Annotated in this window: 15 protein-coding genes and 3 tRNA genes; 9 read left to right on the top strand and 9 right to left on the bottom strand. The window is 61.1% G+C overall.

Going from position 1 to position 16,720, the window contains the following annotated elements:
• The first annotated feature begins 90 nt into the window (after positions 1–90).
• Positions 91–1,107: a class 1 fructose-bisphosphatase gene (locus NE850_RS26195; protein WP_007180818.1), complete on the top strand. Its 1,017-nt coding sequence runs from the start codon at positions 91–93 to the stop codon at positions 1,105–1,107.
• 55 nt (positions 1,108–1,162) lie between these two features.
• Positions 1,163–1,238, top strand: a tRNA-Thr gene (locus NE850_RS26190).
• 112 nt (positions 1,239–1,350) lie between these two features.
• Here NE850_RS26190 and NE850_RS26185 read toward each other — a convergent pair.
• Positions 1,351–1,659: a hypothetical protein gene (locus tag NE850_RS26185; RefSeq protein ID WP_232064204.1), complete on the bottom strand. Its 309-nt coding sequence runs from the start codon at positions 1,657–1,659 to the stop codon at positions 1,351–1,353.
• A gap of 165 nt (positions 1,660–1,824) precedes the next feature.
• Here NE850_RS26185 and NE850_RS26180 point away from each other — a divergent pair, with 165 nt between their 5' ends.
• From NE850_RS26180 to NE850_RS26170, 3 genes are all read left to right on the top strand, one after another.
• Positions 1,825–4,524, top strand: a complete 2,700-nt coding sequence (locus tag NE850_RS26180) for an excinuclease ABC subunit UvrA (protein WP_007180816.1) — start codon at positions 1,825–1,827, stop codon at positions 4,522–4,524.
• A gap of 702 nt (positions 4,525–5,226) precedes the next feature.
• Positions 5,227–5,376, top strand: coding sequence for a hypothetical protein (locus NE850_RS26175; RefSeq protein ID WP_007180815.1), 150 nt, complete (start codon positions 5,227–5,229; stop codon positions 5,374–5,376).
• A gap of 293 nt (positions 5,377–5,669) precedes the next feature.
• Positions 5,670–6,266, top strand: coding sequence for a chorismate mutase (locus tag NE850_RS26170; RefSeq protein WP_007180814.1), 597 nt, complete (start codon positions 5,670–5,672; stop codon positions 6,264–6,266).
• Positions 6,267–6,413: 147 nt separating this feature from the next.
• Here the strand turns inward: NE850_RS26170 and NE850_RS26165 are convergent, their stop codons facing one another.
• On the bottom strand, positions 6,414–7,565 hold the full coding sequence (locus tag NE850_RS26165; RefSeq protein WP_310699599.1) for an exonuclease domain-containing protein: 1,152 nt from the start codon (positions 7,563–7,565) through the stop codon (positions 6,414–6,416).
• Positions 7,566–7,917: 352 nt separating this feature from the next.
• On the bottom strand, positions 7,918–8,121 hold the full coding sequence (locus NE850_RS26160; RefSeq protein WP_007180812.1) for a cold-shock protein: 204 nt from the start codon (positions 8,119–8,121) through the stop codon (positions 7,918–7,920).
• Positions 8,122–8,521: 400 nt separating this feature from the next.
• Here NE850_RS26160 and NE850_RS26155 point away from each other — a divergent pair, with 400 nt between their 5' ends.
• Positions 8,522–8,770, top strand: coding sequence for a hypothetical protein (locus tag NE850_RS26155; RefSeq protein ID WP_007180811.1), 249 nt, complete (start codon positions 8,522–8,524; stop codon positions 8,768–8,770).
• Between the two features lie 531 nt (positions 8,771–9,301).
• Entirely contained in the window at positions 9,302–10,447 is a 1,146-nt protein-coding gene (locus tag NE850_RS26150; RefSeq protein ID WP_007180810.1) for a porin, read from the top strand.
• A 79-nt stretch (positions 10,448–10,526) separates the two neighbouring features.
• On the opposite strand, the gene greB is transcribed toward NE850_RS26150, so the two are convergent.
• A complete protein-coding gene (gene greB, locus NE850_RS26145; protein ID WP_007180809.1) occupies positions 10,527–11,096 on the bottom strand; it encodes a transcription elongation factor GreB in 570 nt (189 codons plus the stop codon).
• 120 nt (positions 11,097–11,216) lie between these two features.
• Between greB and NE850_RS26140 the strand changes: the two genes are divergently transcribed.
• Together NE850_RS26140 and NE850_RS26135 are read left to right on the top strand one after the other, a co-directional pair.
• Positions 11,217–11,293 (top strand) — tRNA-Arg (locus tag NE850_RS26140).
• Between the two features lie 79 nt (positions 11,294–11,372).
• Positions 11,373–11,449: transfer RNA gene (locus NE850_RS26135), tRNA-Arg, on the top strand.
• A gap of 117 nt (positions 11,450–11,566) precedes the next feature.
• Here the strand turns inward: NE850_RS26135 and NE850_RS26130 are convergent.
• From NE850_RS26130 to NE850_RS26110, 5 genes are all read right to left on the bottom strand, one after another.
• Positions 11,567–12,073, bottom strand: coding sequence for a phage protein NinX family protein (locus tag NE850_RS26130; RefSeq protein WP_007180808.1), 507 nt, complete (start codon positions 12,071–12,073; stop codon positions 11,567–11,569).
• Positions 12,074–12,181: 108 nt separating this feature from the next.
• Positions 12,182–14,539 (bottom strand): bifunctional (p)ppGpp synthetase/guanosine-3',5'-bis(diphosphate) 3'-pyrophosphohydrolase, encoded by a 2,358-nt coding sequence (locus tag NE850_RS26125; protein WP_007180807.1) that lies wholly within the window; start codon positions 14,537–14,539, stop codon positions 12,182–12,184.
• A 94-nt stretch (positions 14,540–14,633) separates the two neighbouring features.
• Entirely contained in the window at positions 14,634–14,837 is a 204-nt protein-coding gene (rpoZ, locus tag NE850_RS26120) for a DNA-directed RNA polymerase subunit omega (RefSeq protein WP_006025620.1), read from the bottom strand.
• Positions 14,838–14,897: 60 nt separating this feature from the next.
• Complete coding sequence (gmk, locus tag NE850_RS26115; protein WP_007180806.1) at positions 14,898–15,572, bottom strand: guanylate kinase; 675 nt, start codon at positions 15,570–15,572, stop codon at positions 14,898–14,900.
• Between the two features lie 17 nt (positions 15,573–15,589).
• Positions 15,590–16,513, bottom strand: coding sequence for a YicC/YloC family endoribonuclease (locus NE850_RS26110; protein ID WP_007180805.1), 924 nt, complete (start codon positions 16,511–16,513; stop codon positions 15,590–15,592).
• Positions 16,514–16,720 lie beyond the last annotated feature (207 nt).

The raw sequence follows: 16,720 nt of genomic DNA, 5'->3' as shown, positions 1-16,720 counted from the left end.
TTGCCGTACACGGTTCCCACGCAAAAGCACGGAGCCGACACAACGAACGGTTAAAATCCGAATATTCCTCAAGCCTCCCGGAGTACAGCAATGGCTTTGCAACGTCGTACCACTCTCACGAAGTACCTGATCGAGCAGCAGCGCGAGACCAACAATCTGCCGGCCGACCTGCGCCTTTTGATCGAAGTCGTCGCGCGTGCGTGCAAGGCGATCAGCTACCACGTCAGCAAGGGCGCGCTGGGCGACGCGCTCGGCACGGCGGGCAGCGAGAACGTTCAAGGCGAAGTGCAGAAGAAGCTCGACATCCTGTCGAACGAAATCCTGCTCGAAGCGAATGAATGGGGCGGCAACCTCGCAGGCATGGCGTCCGAGGAAATGGAACAGTTCTTCCCGATCCCGGCGAACTATCCGAAGGGCGAATACCTGCTCGTGTTCGATCCGCTCGACGGCTCGTCGAACATCGACGTCAATGTTTCGATCGGCACCATCTTCTCCGTGTTGCGCTGCCCGGACGGCCAGCAGCCTACCGAACAGTCGTTCCTGCAACCAGGCACGCAGCAGGTTGCCGCAGGTTATGCGGTATATGGTCCGCAAACCGTGCTGGTGCTGACCACCGGCAACGGCGTGAACTGCTTCACGCTCGATCGCGAACTCGGCTCGTGGGTGCTCACGCAAAGCGACATGCGCATTCCGGTCGAAACGCGTGAATATGCGATCAACGCTTCGAACGAGCGTCACTGGTATCCGCCGGTTCAGCAATACATCGGCGAGTTGAAGGACGGCAAGGAAGGTTCGCGCCAAAGCGACTTCAACATGCGCTGGATCGCGTCGATGGTGGCGGACGTGCACCGCATTCTGAATCGCGGCGGCATCTTCATGTATCCGGCCGACAAGCGTACGCCGGACAAACCGGGCAAGCTGCGCCTGATGTACGAAGCCAATCCGATGGCCTTTATCGTCGAGCAGGCAGGCGGCGCCGCGACCAATGGCGAGAAGCGCATTCTGGACATCCAGCCGAAAAGCCTGCATGAGCGCGTGGCCGTATTCCTCGGCTCGAAGAACGAGGTCGACCGCGTTACCCGCTACCATCTCGAAACAAAAAAGTGAGTTCAGGGGCTTGCCAAGCTCATAAAGAAGTCCCTATAATCTCGTTTCTCCTGATGCCGGAATAGCTCAGACGGTAGAGCAGCGCATTCGTAATGCGAAGGTCGGGGGTTCGATTCCTCTTTCCGGCACCAAAAGATTCAAGCAAAAAGCCCAGTCATTGCGACTGGGCTTTTTGTTTTTAGGTCTGCTTTCCTGATTCTGCGAGCACTGCTGCGAAAGGCGAAAGCAAACAACAGCGCCGTCTCACCCACCCGACCCCCGCCGGTCGAATTGCGCCGTGACAAAAAGGTTACGCGCCACGACCGTATCTTCCGCGCGCTTTTCCACACGCGTCGGTTCCATCCGCTGAGTGCCGTAAGCCGCGACCGCTTCCTGCGGTGCCGAAGAAAACCACAAAATCCGGCCGGCGCACTCGATTCCGACCTGATGACCTTTCCAGTACACAGCGTTTTCCATGGCGCAACTCTCTGAAGGGCGAAGACTGCCATCTTCCGCGCCTATGGCGGCGCGTCCGTTATCCACCGCACTCTCGGCCGCAGATAGCTGCTTCAATGATAGGCGGTGACTCCTGGTTGAAGGGTTCCGCGCGGATTGCACGCATCGTGCGCGCTGACCTCACCTTCACTGGCATCATCGCCATTTCATCGGGCATGTTCCGTGCAACCTCACAAGCGTTCTTCCGCATCGCGCGGCCACGCTTATTCGCTATTCATCGATATGGACGCCATCCGCAACAAGCCTCGCTCGACACCGTCCGCACCTGGCGCAAACACATTCACCGGCTTCGTGCGCGTGCGCGGCGCGCGTGAACACAATCTGAAAAACATCGACGTGCAGATTCCGCGTGACGCGCTGGTCGTGTTCACCGGCGTGTCCGGCTCGGGCAAATCGTCGCTGGCATTCGGCACGCTGTACGCGGAGGCGCAGCGGCGCTATTTCGAATCGGTCGCACCGTATGCGAGGCGCCTGATCGACCAGGTCGGCGTGCCTGAAGTCGACGCAATTGAAGGCCTGCCGCCCGCGGTCGCCTTGCAGCAGCAACGCGGCACGCCGAGCGCGCGCTCCTCGGTGGGCAGCGTGACAACGCTGTCGAGCCTCGTGCGCATGCTGTATTCGCGCACCGGCGACTATCCGCCGAAGCAGCCCATGCTGTTCGCCGAAGATTTCTCGCCGAACACGGTGCAAGGCGCCTGTCCGACTTGCCACGGACTCGGTCGCGTGTATGAAGTCACCGAAAGATCGATGGTGCCCGACGACTCGTTGACCATTCGCGAGCGCGCGATCGCCGCATGGCCGCCCGCATGGCACGGACAGAATCTGCGCGACATTCTGGTCACACTCGGCTACGACGTCGATACGCCGTGGCGCGACTTGCCGAAAAAAGACCGCGACTGGATTCTCTTCACGGACGAACAGCCAACCGCTCCCGTCTACGCCGGCCTTACGCCGAAGGAAACCCGCGCTGCGCTCAAGCGCAAGGACGAGCCGAGCTATCAGGGCACTTTCACCGGCGCGCGGCGCTACGTGCTGCACACCTTCGCCAACACCCAAAGCGCGCTGATGAAAAAACGCGTGTCGCAGTTCATGATCGGCAGCGTCTGCCCGGCCTGTCACGGCAAGCGGCTCAAGAAAGAAGCGCTCTCGGTGAAGTTCGCCGGACTCGATATCGGCGAGTTTTCGCAGTTGCCGCTCGCCAGACTTGCCGCGATGCTCGAGCCGATCGCTCGCGGTGAATGGCCGGAAACGGCTGACGCGAATTCCGGCACCGGCGCCGGCAAAACCGCCGGCAAAGGCAGCGTGCTCAGCAGAAGCGCCATGCGCGATGCCGTCGACAAACGGGTCGCATCAGGCGGCTCCGCGCACAAGGCCTCGCCGGACGTGCGGCGCACGCCCAACCTGTCCGAGGAAAAGCGCGTCGCCGCGCAACGCATCGCAGCCGAACTGCTCGAACGGCTGACGACGCTGGTCGATCTGGGCCTGGGTTATCTCGCGCTGGAGCGCAGTACGCCCACGCTGTCGTCTGGCGAATTGCAGCGCCTGCGACTCGCCACGCAGTTGTCGTCGCAGCTGTTCGGCGTCGTGTACGTGCTCGATGAGCCGTCGGCGGGTCTGCATCCCGCCGACGGCGAGGCGCTCTTCAGCGCACTGCAGGGATTGAAGGCGGCGGGCAATTCGCTGTTTGTCGTCGAACACGATTTGCAGATGATGCGGCGCGCCGACTGGCTGGTCGACGTCGGTCCGGCGGCGGGCGAAGCCGGCGGCCATGTGGTCTATAGCGGGCCGCCCGCAGGACTCGCGAAGGTTGAGGCGTCGCAAACGCGCCGGCATCTGTTCGCGCCGCCCGCACCCGTCGACCGCACGCCGCGTGAACCTGCCGGCTGGCTGCGGCTCGCCGGGATCACGCGCAACAACCTGCACGGGCTGGACGCGGCGTTTCCGCTCGGCTGTCTGACTGCCGTCACCGGTGTGTCGGGCTCGGGAAAATCGAGCCTCGTGAGCCAGGCACTGCCCGAGTTGGTTGCAAGCCACCTCGGTCGCGCTTTCGAAAACCCCGACGACGACGAGCAAGACCCGTTGCTCGCCGCCGCGACCGCGCCGACCGGCGGCCATATCGCCGAAGGCATGGATGCCGTGCGGCGGCTCGTGCGCGTCGATCAGAAACCGATCGGCCGCACGCCGCGCTCCAACCTCGCGACGTACACGGGCCTGTTCGACCATGTGCGCAAGCTGTTCGCCGACACGCCGCTCGCCCGCAAGCGCCGCTACGGCGCGGGCCGCTTTTCGTTCAACGTGGCGCAAGGCCGTTGCCCGACTTGCGAAGGCGAGGGTTTTGTCAGCGTCGAACTGCTGTTTTTGCCGAGCGTCTACGCGCCCTGCTCGACGTGTCACGGCACGCGCTACAACCCGCAGACGCTGGAAATCACATGGCGCGATAAAAACATTGCCGAGGTGCTCGGCCTGACCGTCGACGCCGCCTGCGAATTCTTCGCCGACGAAGCCAGCGTGATGCGCGCGTTGAAAGTGCTCCGCGACATCGGCCTCGGCTATCTGCGGCTCGGCCAGCCGGCCACCGAGCTGTCCGGGGGCGAAGCCCAGCGCATCAAACTCGCCACCGAACTGCAGCGCGCGCAACGCGGCGAGACGCTGTATATCCTCGACGAACCGACCACCGGCCTGCATCCCGCCGACGTCGACCGGCTCATGGTGCAGCTCCAGGGACTCGTGGATGCCGGCAATACGGTGGTGGTGGTCGAGCACGACATGCGAGTGGCCGCGCAAAGCGACTGGGTCATCGACGTCGGCCCCGGCGCCGGAGACGCCGGCGGCAACATCGTGGCGAGCGGCACACCCGCCGAGGTCGCGCATGCGAAGGAAAGCCGCACCGCCGGGTATCTGCGGCAACAGCTCGTAGCGTGATGGCGAAGGGAGAAAGCGTGCGCACGTCGAACTGATCGGGCGGCTCGACGCCGTGTCGGAACCGGCTCGCCCGTTCCTCTACTGCACGTTTACGTTTGCGGACGGTCAGTCTTCGCCGCGGATCCACGGGCAGATCGAAGTAACCGACAAACCAGTGGCCCATTCCGCGCCAGCGAAAATCCCGGGCGCCTGCAGCTAAAAGATGACGACCAGCAAAAGGCCCACCGTTCGCGACGCAGCGGTGGGCCGATTTATTCACACACGAATCAGGAAAAGTGTTTTCCTCGTCAACGAATCCCGCGGACCGATCGTTTACGAAACAATGAGGGCTGAATGCCCGGACTGAAATGGTCGGTAATTAACGAACGTTCGCCCCTTTAAGAAGAAAATCCTGCCGATGCGGCAGCGCACAAAATCCACGCGGATTGGCTGATATTAAGCCGATAAGATTGGTGGTGTGCACGAGCAGAGGGCGACGTGCTGAATGACCCGCAGGACAAGGCTCGGAACAACACGGGAAGAAATATCGGACTGCTTTGACTGGCGAAAAGCGCAGGAACAGGCAACCGATAAATTCTATTCAAACATTCCGTTCCATTGTTGGCCTGTGCCGTTAAAGCAACAAACAACCTATGACCCGCATCAGGCTCTGGTGCAAAACGGGGACCGAGGCAGATAATCGGTTTGTAAAGGAGAAAGATCATGGATGCCAAACCACCGAAAGTTCCGACCCCGGATAAAGTCTTTTGCCCGGATCCGGAACCCGCTGGCGTCGAGTTTCTGGGTGCCGAACTGCCTGAGCATGTTCGTGCCTTTTTCGACGAACAACGCAAGTCGTGCGATTCGAAGTAACTATCCAGTTGCGCGATGCAGCATCGGCGTCTGCGCGTCCGGCACGCGGCGCATGTTGGCACGCGCCCAGATTTTCGTGTTCGAACCGATTCGCGACACGGGGTAAGTTGGTCTGAATTGCACAACGCCGGACCGTGCTGCCGGCGTATGTTTCTGCACGCTCTCAAGAGGCCGGTCTGGGGGGTTTCCGCGCCCCCTTCGCTTCCCGTGGTGAAAACGAAGATGCCGCATGATCGGCGCATCGTCTATTCTTCTGGTTTTTCTTCCGCGGCCGCCCGGCCACTGCCACCTCCATGAAACGTTCGTACCGCTTCGGCGCGTCATGCGCGCTCGCGCTCTTCGCTACCCTCGCTTTCACGCCGGCTCCCGCTATCGCGGATGGTGACGATACCGCCCTCACCAATCTGATTGCGCTGGCTTCGCAGCGTCTCGCGCTCGCGGAACCGGTGGCGCGCTGGAAGTGGGCCAACCACCAGGACATCACCGACACGCCGCGCGAGAACGCGCTTCTCGCCGATGTCGAAAAGCGCGCTGCTGCGGGGAATGTCGACCCGGCATTCGCCCGCGCCTTCTTCCAGGATCAGATCGATGCGAGCAAGGACGTGCAAAACGCGCTGTTCGCCACCTGGCGCAGCACACAGGCGCCGCAAGGATCCGCGCCCGATCTTGCGACCAGCACAAGACCGCAGTTGGACCGGTTGACGCAATCGCTCGTGGCTGGCCTCGCACGCGTGCAGCCGCTCCGTGCCGCTCCGGATTGTCCGTCGCGCGTCGCGCAATCGCTCGCGAACTGGAAATCGCTGACCCGCTACGATTCGCTTCGTTCGAGCGCGTTGACGCGCGCGCTTGGGCACGTGTGCGAAACGGGTGGCGTGGGTGCGACCGGCTGATTGGGTCGGCATGAAGCACTAAGCCTGACGCGGGCAGTCCGCCGCGAAGGCTGAATGCGCGCGTTGGGCTGCGTTGAACGGCGGGTTATCGGCTAGAAATTGAGCGGCTGGAAACAACGCCGCTAAATCCCAAGCAGTTGGACTTCATCAAGCCACATTGGCCACGGCCGTTCCGCTCGACATGCTCAACGGCATCACCCGCAGGCCCCGGGCAAGATGGCTCTGCAAAATGCGATACGTCGACAATTCGAATGCTCCCGCGGCGCTCGACGCATGCAACTCAGCAGCCTCCGCGAGCGACGCCGCATGGCCCACGTAGCGCCAACGGTCGACGACATGAAACGCGCGAGCCTGCGAGGCTTCCTCGCGCTCCTCGAATACGATCGGTCCCTCGAACGGCCAGGGCGCGTCCGCCGGATCGCTCTTCGCCACACGCGGCACCCGGTTATGGCCAGGGCGCAGCGTCGCGATCCACTGTGCCTCCGCGAGCATCGCGCCCAATTCGCCGCCGGTTGCCCGCCACTCGACACGCCGCACCTGTTGCGCAAGCCGGATATCTTTGGACGAGCGCCGCTCGCCGGTCAAATGTGAACGCAGCCTCTGACGCACGCGCACGCTTCGCCCGACATACAGAGGCAAGTCCTGCTCTCCATAGAATGCATACACGCCACAGCCCGCAGGCGCGGTGTCGAGCAGATCTTCCGTGATGTCGCCGGCAAGCCGGTACCGCCGCGTGGTGCGCTCGATCTGCGCGCGCAGTACGTCGAGCGGCACAAGGCCGTGCAGACGCTGCCAGAACTGCCAGATCAGGTCGGCGTCGGCGAGCGCGCGGTGACGATCGGATGGCACGAGCGTATGACGTTCCACCAAAGCGTCGAGACCGTGGCGTTTTTCCGCCGGGAACAGCGCGCGCGACAAACGCACGGTGCACAACACGTCGGGATCGAACGCCAGTCCCACCCGGCGAAACTCGCCGCGCAGAAAGCCGCGATCGAAACTAGCGTTATGCGCCACGAACAGCTTGCCGTTCAGACGCTCGAAAAGAGCGGGAGCGATGGCCTCGAAAGTCGGTGCGCCCCGCACCATCGCGTTCGTGATGCCGGTGAGTTGCTGGATGAAGGAGGGAATGGGTTGCTGAGGGTCGACCAGACTGCTCCAGCGCGACACACCGGCCGGTCCAACTTCGACCACCCCGACCTCGGTGATGCGATGCTCGGCAGTCGAGCCACCAGTCGTTTCAAGGTCGACGAAAACAATCGGACCATCCAGGGCCGGTTCGGGTAAAAACTGTTCAGACATGGAAAAGAATACTTTGGACGCGTGGCTTTGCGGCAAGTATGCACCAGTTGGCCGCCGCGTACCCGAACAGCATGTATAACAGCGGCCTCACCAGGGCGCGGCAACCCCGTTTTCGCGCGAGCAAACGGTGAGCTTGAAACAACGGATCGTTATGCTTCTCAGCGGCAGGCCAATATCTAAATCATGCAGGATGGTTTTTAGCGAGTGTCTGCACCCGTTCAAATCATTCCGAACCAGATAGTTAAAACAATCTTTCGCGGTCGAATAACACTGGCATAAAAAAGCCCTCGCGTTTTGCGAAGGCTTTCGCGCGTTCCGCTGCCCGGCACTGCCCGCGCAGCATTGACTGCTATTACAGCGGCTGGATGTTCGCCGCCTGCTTGCCCTTCGGGCCCGCCTTGACGTCAAACGAGACGCGCTGGTTTTCCTTCAGCGATTTGAAGCCGTCGGCGCGAATCTCCGAAAAGTGCGCGAACAGATCTTCGCCGCCCGAATCCGATGTGATGAAGCCAAAGCCCTTAGCATCGTTGAACCATTTGACGATACCGGTTTCCATTTTTTCAGTTTCCCTCGATGAATTATCAAAATCGGGCATTGCCCTCGAACCGAATATCACCAGTCTGCGCAACGGGATCTGCGAGGTGACATTTGGAATTGCCGTTATACGGGGAACAAAGAAATACCGTCAAGTGAATTCTGGAGATGCGCTTAGCGCGTGAACCGATATGGTCCCAAAAGAATTCCCGATGCATTATTCAGCGGTAGCCGAATAACCCGCAAGTCAATATTACTTAATCGTTGGCGAAACATGGATCTGAGCGGGAAAATTTTCAGCATATTAAAGGAGGATATGTAACAAAAGATGTTTTCAGTAAGTGTTTGTCCGACTTGCTGCATCGCATCCATGCCGCGATGATTGAAGTCAGCAGTTTGTAGTAACGCTTCAGGAGATTGTCATGCTGTTCAACGAAATCCGCCGTCTCGTCGCCTGGCTGACCCACTCGCATACTGATACGGCTTCCGGCCCATCCGCGGCGCGCGCAGAAACGCCCTCCGCATTCGAATTCGATCCCATGTGGCATGGGGATCACTGGCAGAACCTGCTGTCGTGCCCGATGGACGCGCGCCGCTACGTGATGGAAGACTGGAGCGTCTCCGTAGTAGAGAACTGGAACGAAGCGGACGGCGCGGCACCCGCGCACTGACGTATTCGCCAATTGTCGGCCGACCGCCAGACGAAAAAAAAGCGCGACTGAAAAGTCGCGCCGACAAAGGTTTGGAGATCTTTTTCGTCAACGAAAAAGTCTGCTTCGGAAAGCAGAGCTTTTAGTATAGCGGCTCCGCTCATTTCGATTATTCACACAAATTACAATCATCTATTGCGGCAACAACAACAATCCTCTATTACGTTTTATTGCGTTGTTTTTTTGCATCGATTAGTGTCGCAAATCAGCAACGCAAGATCACCACTGCACCTTTCCAATCTCCGCAAAACTGCCAAAAGCCTTTGTTTATAAGGCTTAAGCGGCATTCGCATATCGTTTCCGAACGCGTAATACTTTATTGCGAAAATCGGAACGTCCACTTTGCAGAGTGTCTCTCTACACTCTGCCTAACCGGAAACCGGCGCGATTTGTTCAGCGCGCTTCTCACTCGGATTACGCCTCTCGCAGCGCCCCGCGTGAAGGTCTCCTAAGCCTGGGTTTAATGCCCACTCTCGCTCTCGGAGTTACAAGATGAAAAAGACACTCATGGTCGCGGCCCTTACGGGCGTTTTCGCAACGGCGGCACATGCCCAAAGCAGCGTCACGCTGTACGGCTTGATCGACGCCGGCATCACCTATACGAACAACCAGCACGGTCATAGCAACTGGCAGGAAACGAGCGGCTCGGTGAACGGCAGCCGTTGGGGTCTGCGCGGTTCTGAAGATCTGGGCGGCGGACTGAAGGCCATCTTCACGTTGGAAAACGGCTTCGGCATCAATGACGGCACGCTCAAGCAAGGCGGCCGCGAATTCGGCCGTCAAGCTTTCGTGGGTCTGACGAGCGACCAGTTCGGCTCCGTCACCCTTGGCCGTCAATACGACAGCATGGTCGACTATGTCGGCCCGCTGGCCCTGACCGGCACGCAATACGGCGGCACGCAGTTCGCGCACCCGTTCGACAATGACAACCTGAACAACTCGTTCCGCGTCAACAACTCGGTCAAGTACCAGAGCGTGAACTACGGCGGCTTCAAGTTCGGCGCGTTGTATGGCTTCTCGAACCAGGCCGACGGCTTCGCGAACAACCGCGCATATAGCGCGGGCGCGTCGTACAACTGGGGTGGCCTGAACCTCGCCGCCGCTTACCTGCAACTGAACAGCAACGGCGCAACCGGCGCGGCTGCGGCGTTCAATTCGGGTGGCGCGGTGTCGAGCGACAACACGTTCTTTGCCGGCCGTCAGCAAACGTGGGGCGCCGGCGCGAACTACGCGTTCGGCCCGGCAACGGTTGGCCTCGTGTATTCGCAAACGAACCTGTCGAGCCTGGCTGGTATCGGCGCGGGTGCATCCGGTCAAACCGGCGGTATCGGCTTCGCCAACAACAGCGCTCACTTCCAGAACTTTGAAGCGAACGCCCGCTATGCACTCACGCCGGCGGTCAGCATTGCCGGTTCGTATACGTACACCCGTGCAAGCCTGGCTGGCACGCGTCCGCACTGGAATCAGTTCAATCTGCAAACCGCATATGCGCTGTCCAAGCGTACCGATGTGTATCTGCAAGGGGAGTATCAGCAAGTCAACGACAACGCCGTCGTGGATGCCGACATCAACGGTCTGGCCGCTTCGGGCAACAACAAGCAGGTCGCTGTGACCGCAGGTCTGCGTCACCGCTTCTAAAGCTGCCTGACGTACCCGCAGTCTCGAAGGCGCCGTTCGCGGCGCCTTTTTTTTGCCACGTCGTGCGGTGTCGAGCGGCCTAACTGCCGGCTTCAGGCGACGGATATTTGACGTCCAGTATGTCGATCGGCTGCGGGCCGGCCGGGGTATACAACGTGACCGTATCGCCGATTTTCGCCTTGAGCAGCGCACGCGCAATCGGCGAAATCCAACTCACGTGCGCGATATCCAGATCCACCTCGTCGATGCCGACAATCGTCACGGTATGCACTTCGCCGTCTTCGGTCGCGTACTCGACGGTTGCGCCGAAAAAAACCTGATCGACGTTCTCCTGTTTGCTGCTGTCGACGATTTCGGCGAGATCGAGGCGTTTGGTGAGAAAGCGGATGCGCCGGTCGATCTCGCGCAAGCGGCGTTTGCCGTAGATGTAATCACCATTTTCAGAGCGATCGCCGTTGGAGGCGGCCCACGACACCAGCTTGACCACTTCCGGCCGCTCCACGTCAATCAGATGCAGCAGTTCATCGCGCATACGCCGGTAGCCGGCGGGCGTGATGTAGTTTTTCGTGCCAGCGGGAATGTCCGGCTGGGCGACGTCGAGGTCGTCGTCATTCTCTTCGCTCGACTCTTTGACAAAGGCCTTGTTCATGATGATCCGGTAACTGCAGCAAGCGACTGCCTATCAAGGGTACACGATCACGACTATGAGACAAATCGCACCTACGCGCTTCCTTTTTTCAAAACCTTTGCTATAATCTCGTTTCTGCGTGCGGCTGTAGCTCAGTTGGATAGAGTACTTGGCTACGAACCAAGGGGTCGTGGGTTCGAATCCTGCCAGCCGCACCACTTATTCGAGGGCCTCCCTCCGGGGAGGCCCTCACGTTTTGCCCCAGTTTCACTGCAGTGTGTATCACCCGTTTAGCGTGCGGCTGTAGCTCAGTTGGATAGAGTACTTGGCTACGAACCAAGGGGTCGTGGGTTCGAATCCTGCCAGCCGCACCACCTATGAAGGGCCTTCCGATCGGAAGGCCCTTTGTTTTTATCCCGTGCGTTTTTGTCCCGCCCTTCCTGCCTCACAGCTCCTCTGCTGAAGGCCGGGCGCCGACACGGCACAAGCCATCAGCGTGGCGGCGACTGAATATCCCCGATCTGCCCATCCGGCCGGGGCACATCTCCGAACGAACTTACCGCCGCCTGATCACCGGCGATCTCCCGCTCGCCGATCGGTTGCGCCCGGTCGCCCGTCAGCGCCTGCGCTTCATGCAACACGTCGTCCACGGTATCGCCAAAACGGCTTTCGACGAACGCCCGCAGCAGCGCGACCCGCAAGGAGTCGCCCCGCCCTTCCACGGTTCGGTGTCCGCCTTCGAATTCCGCGATGCAGTGCGCCGAACCCTGGTGGGTGCGCTCGCGCACTTCCAGGCGCTGCGCGCGCTCCAGCACTGCCGCCGCAGCCTCCCATGACGTGGACGGCGTAAACCGGCCGTCCCACGGACGACCACGGTCGTTGCCGCGAATCGAGACAGTTTCGCCGCCATCGGTAAAGTGGATTTCGCGCACGAAGTCGTGCAGGCTGCGGGCGACCCAATAGTCGAGCGCCAATCCGGTAAGGTCAGCTACATTCACAAGCGTTCTCCCTGAGTTTCAGTTGAGACTCGCGCGTAGCCGGTGCGTTCAGATTCGCACGAAGAGATAAGAAACGGCCCGAGGCCGCCTCAGGGCCGCCGCAGCCGATCAGTAGTCAGCCCGCTCGCGGTCGATCCGCATCCCGCCCTCGTGACGGTGATGGCCTTCCTCGCTCGGCCGTTCGCGTGCAATGCGCATGACGTCCGGGTTCGTGCGCACGCGGCGCATTACATTGGCCAGGTGGACGCGGTCGCTGACCTGAATCACGAAGCGCAGCACCGTGGATTCCTGCGACAGATCTTCGTCCATTGCAATGTGGACGATGTTGGCATCCGCCGACGTGATATCCGCCGCCACGCGCGCAAACACGCCCTTGGTATTCTTGACCAGCACCTTCACGGCGACGTCGAACAGACGCCCCGGTTGCGGCGCCCAGGCGACGTCGATCCAGCGGCCCGGATCACGCCGGTGGATACGCTGCGCGACGCGGCAATCCGTGGTGTGAATGGCCATGCCGAGACCGATGCCGATATAGCCCATGATGTCGTCGCCCGGAATTGGACGGCAGCACGCGGACAGTTGTACCGACATGCCCTCCGTACCGGTGATGACAACCGGCGGCGCATGCGGGGCGTTGCTGTCGGAGCGCGAGCCGTCGTCGTCGGCGTCGCGGCCGCTCATCAGCACTTCGATGCGTTTGGCCATGACCGCCGCGACACGCCGGCCAAGGCCGATGTCCGCGAAAATTTCCTGGCGGTTCTTGTTGCCCGTCCACTGCACGAGCTTTTCCCACGCTTCCGGCGTGACGTCCGAGAGGGCCAGCCCATAACCCTTCAGCGCCTGATCGACCAGGCGCTCACCAAGCTGAACGGACTCGTTCAGGCGCATGGTCTTCAGATAATGACGGATGGCCGAGCGCGCCTTGCCGGTACGCACGAAACCGAGCCACGCCGGATTCGGCTTCGAATACGGCGCCGTGATGACTTCGACGATATCGCCGCTCTTCAGTTCGGTGCGCAGCGGCAGCAGTTCATTGTTGATCTTCACCGCGACGCACTGGTTGCCCAGGTCGCTGTGGATCGAATACGCGAAGTCCAGCGCCGTGGCGCCGCGCGGCAGCGCCATGATCTTCGACTTCGGCGTGAACACGTACACCGCGTCTGGGAACAGATCGATCTTGACGTGCTCGAGGAATTCGCTCGAGTCGCCTGCTTCGCTCTGAATGTCGAGCAGCGACTTGAGCCATTGGTGCGCGCGCTTCTGCACGTCGTTCAGATCGGCGCCGCCGTTCTTGTACAGCCAGTGCGCGGCCACGCCCGCTTCGGCGATTTCGTGCATCTTGCGCGTGCGCACCTGAAACTCGATCGGCGCGCCGAACGGGCCGACCAGCGTGGTGTGCAGCGATTGGTAGCCGTTCACCTTCGGGATTGCGATGTAATCCTTGAACTTGCCCGGCACGGGCTTGTACAGCGCATGCAGAGCGCCGATGCAGGTGTAGCACTCCAGCGCGCTCTCCACCACGACGCGAAAGCCATACACGTCGAGCACCTGCGAGAACGACAGCTGCTTGTCGCGCATCTTCTTGTAGATGCTGAAGATGGTTTTTTCGCGGCCGGTGACTTCGGCGTCGAGCTTCGCGTCTGCAATCGCGCGCTGCACCGACTCGAGAATCTTGCCGACCACTTCGCGCCGGTTGCCGCGCGCCGCCTTGACGGCTTTTTCGAGCGTGGCGTACCGGTGCGGATTGAAGTTCGCGAAGCTCAGGTCCTGCAGTTCGCGATACGTATTGTTCAGGCCCAGCCGGTGAGCGATCGGCGCGTAGATATCCAGCGTTTCGCGCGCCACGCGGCGGCGTTTTTCGGCCGGCACGGCACCCAGCGTGCGCATGTTGTGCAGCCGGTCGGCGAGCTTCACCAGAATCACGCGGACGTCGCGCGCCATTGCGAGCAGCATCTTGCGGAAATTTTCCGCCTGCGCTTCCTCGCGATTGCGAAACTCCATCTTGTCGAGCTTGGACAAGCCGTCGACCAGTTCCGCGACCTTCGCACCGAAACGCTCGGCGAGTTCGGCCTTGGTCACGCCCTGGTCTTCCATCACGTCATGCAGCAGCGCCGCCATGATCGACTGGGCGTCGAGATTCCAGCCGGCGCAGATTTCCGCGACGGCAACCGGATGCGTGATGTAAGGCTCGCCGCTCTGGCGGTACTGGCCGAGGTGGGCTTCGTCGCTGAAATGGAAGGCCGCCTTGACTTCCTTGATCTCTTCCGGCTGCAGATAGCCGGACAAGGCGGACGTCAGCTTGGCAATGGAGACGACGTCATGCCGGCGCGGTTGCTCCGGCGTGGCGGTCGGGCCGAACAGATGGCGAAACGACTGTTCGAGGACCGCGTCGATGTACTTCCGTGCAGACGAGGGCGAGTCGGCGTCGTGTTCCACTTCCGTGGCGGTGGGCGGGGTCGTACTCATGTTCGCCTCCGTATCGGTTAGGGTTGGACGCCGGTCTGCACGTTGATCAATTACAGGTGTGGCAAATGCGCAATCGAAAACGGAACAGTGCGCCTTAAACAGGCACCTTCTTCAGCATTTCGACACCGACCTGACCGGCCGCGATTTCGCGCAACGCGACGACCGTGGGCTTGTCGCGGCTTTCGATCTTCGGCGTGTGGCCTTGAGCGAGCTGACGCGCGCGATAGGTTGCGGCAAGCGCCAGTTCGAAACGGTTCGGGATCTGTTTGAGGCAGTCTTCGACGGTAATGCGGGCCATGTTGGGTTCCTTCTCAGTATGTTGCTTATTCTACCTTATGTGCTCGGTACGCCGCCGCGCTTACGCGTGTGGCAGGTGAATGCCGAGCTGCACGAAAAGCTGCGTGTGGCGCGCGTATTGCGAGGCGAAGCGCGAACGCGTCGCGGCCACGAGGCATTGCAATTCACCGAGCGCGCGATCGAAGTTCTCGTTGATCACCACGTACTCCGCTTCCGCCGCGTGCGCCATCTCGCTACCGGCCGCGAGCAGCCGGCGTGTGATCACGTTCGGCTCGTCCTGGCCGCGCTTCTTCAGACGCTCTTCGAGCGCTTCGAGCGACGGCGGCAAAATGAAGATTTCGACCGCGTTGTGAAACTGCTTTTTCACCTGCTGCGCGCCTTGCCAGTCGATTTCGAGCAGCACGTCATGGCCGCTTTTCATCTGGTCCTCGATCCACACGCGCGAGGTGCCGTAGTAGTTGCCGTGCACTTCCGCGCTTTCCAGAAACTCGCCGGCATCGTGACGCTGCATGAAATCGTCGACGGTGGTGAAGTGGTAGTGCTCGCCGTCCTGCTCCTTCGGACGCGGCGGGCGCGTCGTGTACGAAATCGACAGACGGATCGCGTCGTCGCCGGCGAGCAGCGCGTTCACGAGCGTCGACTTGCCCGCGCCCGACGGCGCGACGACCATGAACAGGTTGCCCGGGTAAGCACCGGCGTAAGGATTGCGCGGCGTTTCGCGTGTGTGGTCGGTCATTTTTGTGGTGCTCCAGCTTATTCCAGATTCTGTACCTGTTCGCGCATCTGTTCGATGAGCAGCTTCAGGGTCATCGACGAATCCGCCAGTTCCTTCGCGGCCGCCTTCGACCCGAGCGTGTTCGCTTCTCGATTGAGCTCCTGCATCATGAAGTCGAGGCGCTTGCCGACCTTGCCGCCCTTCTGGATCACGTGACGCGTTTCGTTCAGGTGAGCCGTGAGGCGCGACAGTTCTTCGGCGATGTCGATACGGATGCCGTACATCGTCACTTCCTGGCGAATCCGCTCGTTGATCTCTTCGCGCGAGACACTCGTCGTCGCCGTATCCGGCGCGGCGATACCGAGCGCTTCCTGCAAGCGTTCGACAATCTTCTGCTGATGCTTGGCGATCAGTTCCGGCACGAGCGGGGTGATCTTCGTGACGATCGCTTCCATTTCAGTGACGTTGGCGAGCAGCATGGTCGCCAGTTGCGCGCCTTCGCGAGCGCGCACGTCGATCAGGTCCGTAATGGCCTGCTTGCCGCATGCGAGCACGGCGTCGCGCAGCACTTCGGGCGCCACGCCGCTTTCCGCCAGAATGCCGGGCCAGCGCAGAATTTCGCCGGTGCGCAGCCGCCCTGCTTCCGGAAACGTGGAGAGCACCGTGCGTTCGAGCAGCGCGAGTTGCGCCAGCGCTTCGCGATTGATCGAGCCCGCGTTGGCAGACTGATCGCTGCGTTGCAGATTGATACGGATATCGACCTTGCCGCGCGACAGCTTGTTCATCAACATCTCGCGCAGCGTGGGTTCGCTCACGCGCACGTCTTCCGGCATGCGGAAGTTCAGATCGAGAAAGCGCGAGTTCACGGTGCGCAGTTCGACCGATACGCTCACGCCGCCTGTGCCTGAGGCTCCGACGAGTTCGCGCGTGGCGCTCGCATAGCCAGTCATGCTGTAGATCATCGTATTTCTCGCGATTGTGGCCATGCGTTCGACGATGGCCGGAGAGTCGAATCGCCCGGCGTGTACGAGGCGCGGGGCGGGGAAACACCATTATCCCATTTTTGGCGACGAGCCCCTTGGAGAGCCAAGGCACATGCGGGCAGCCGCCGCGCCCGATCGGCTGTAAAATCGCGCTTTCCCTCCTGCATTTTTCCTGACCGATTCCAA

Origin of the sequence: Paraburkholderia sp. USG1, assembly GCF_031570135.1 — a bacterium.
Taxonomy (GTDB): Bacteria; Pseudomonadota; Gammaproteobacteria; order Burkholderiales; family Burkholderiaceae; genus Paraburkholderia; species Paraburkholderia dioscoreae.
This window is presented reverse-complemented; position numbering and strand designations above follow the sequence as displayed.

Excerpts from the sequence above, each read along its gene's own strand:
- NE850_RS26195 (WP_007180818.1), top strand. The coding sequence starts at position 91 with ATGGCTTTGCAACGTCGTACCACTCTCACGAAGTACCTGATCGAGCAG.
- NE850_RS26180 (WP_007180816.1), top strand. The coding sequence starts at position 1,825 with ATGGACGCCATCCGCAACAAGCCTCGCTCGACACCGTCCGCACCTGGC.
- NE850_RS26175 (WP_007180815.1), top strand. The coding sequence starts at position 5,227 with ATGGATGCCAAACCACCGAAAGTTCCGACCCCGGATAAAGTCTTTTGC.
- NE850_RS26170 (WP_007180814.1), top strand. The coding sequence starts at position 5,670 with ATGAAACGTTCGTACCGCTTCGGCGCGTCATGCGCGCTCGCGCTCTTC.
- NE850_RS26165 (WP_310699599.1), bottom strand. The coding sequence starts at position 7,565 with ATGTCTGAACAGTTTTTACCCGAACCGGCCCTGGATGGTCCGATTGTT.
- NE850_RS26160 (WP_007180812.1), bottom strand. The coding sequence starts at position 8,121 with ATGGAAACCGGTATCGTCAAATGGTTCAACGATGCTAAGGGCTTTGGC.
- NE850_RS26155 (WP_007180811.1), top strand. The coding sequence starts at position 8,522 with ATGCTGTTCAACGAAATCCGCCGTCTCGTCGCCTGGCTGACCCACTCG.
- NE850_RS26150 (WP_007180810.1), top strand. The coding sequence starts at position 9,302 with ATGAAAAAGACACTCATGGTCGCGGCCCTTACGGGCGTTTTCGCAACG.
- greB (WP_007180809.1), bottom strand. The coding sequence starts at position 11,096 with ATGAACAAGGCCTTTGTCAAAGAGTCGAGCGAAGAGAATGACGACGAC.
- NE850_RS26125 (WP_007180807.1), bottom strand. The coding sequence starts at position 14,539 with ATGAGTACGACCCCGCCCACCGCCACGGAAGTGGAACACGACGCCGAC.
- rpoZ (WP_006025620.1), bottom strand. The coding sequence starts at position 14,837 with ATGGCCCGCATTACCGTCGAAGACTGCCTCAAACAGATCCCGAACCGT.
- gmk (WP_007180806.1), bottom strand. The coding sequence starts at position 15,572 with ATGACCGACCACACACGCGAAACGCCGCGCAATCCTTACGCCGGTGCT.
- NE850_RS26110 (WP_007180805.1), bottom strand. The coding sequence starts at position 16,513 with ATGATCTACAGCATGACTGGCTATGCGAGCGCCACGCGCGAACTCGTC.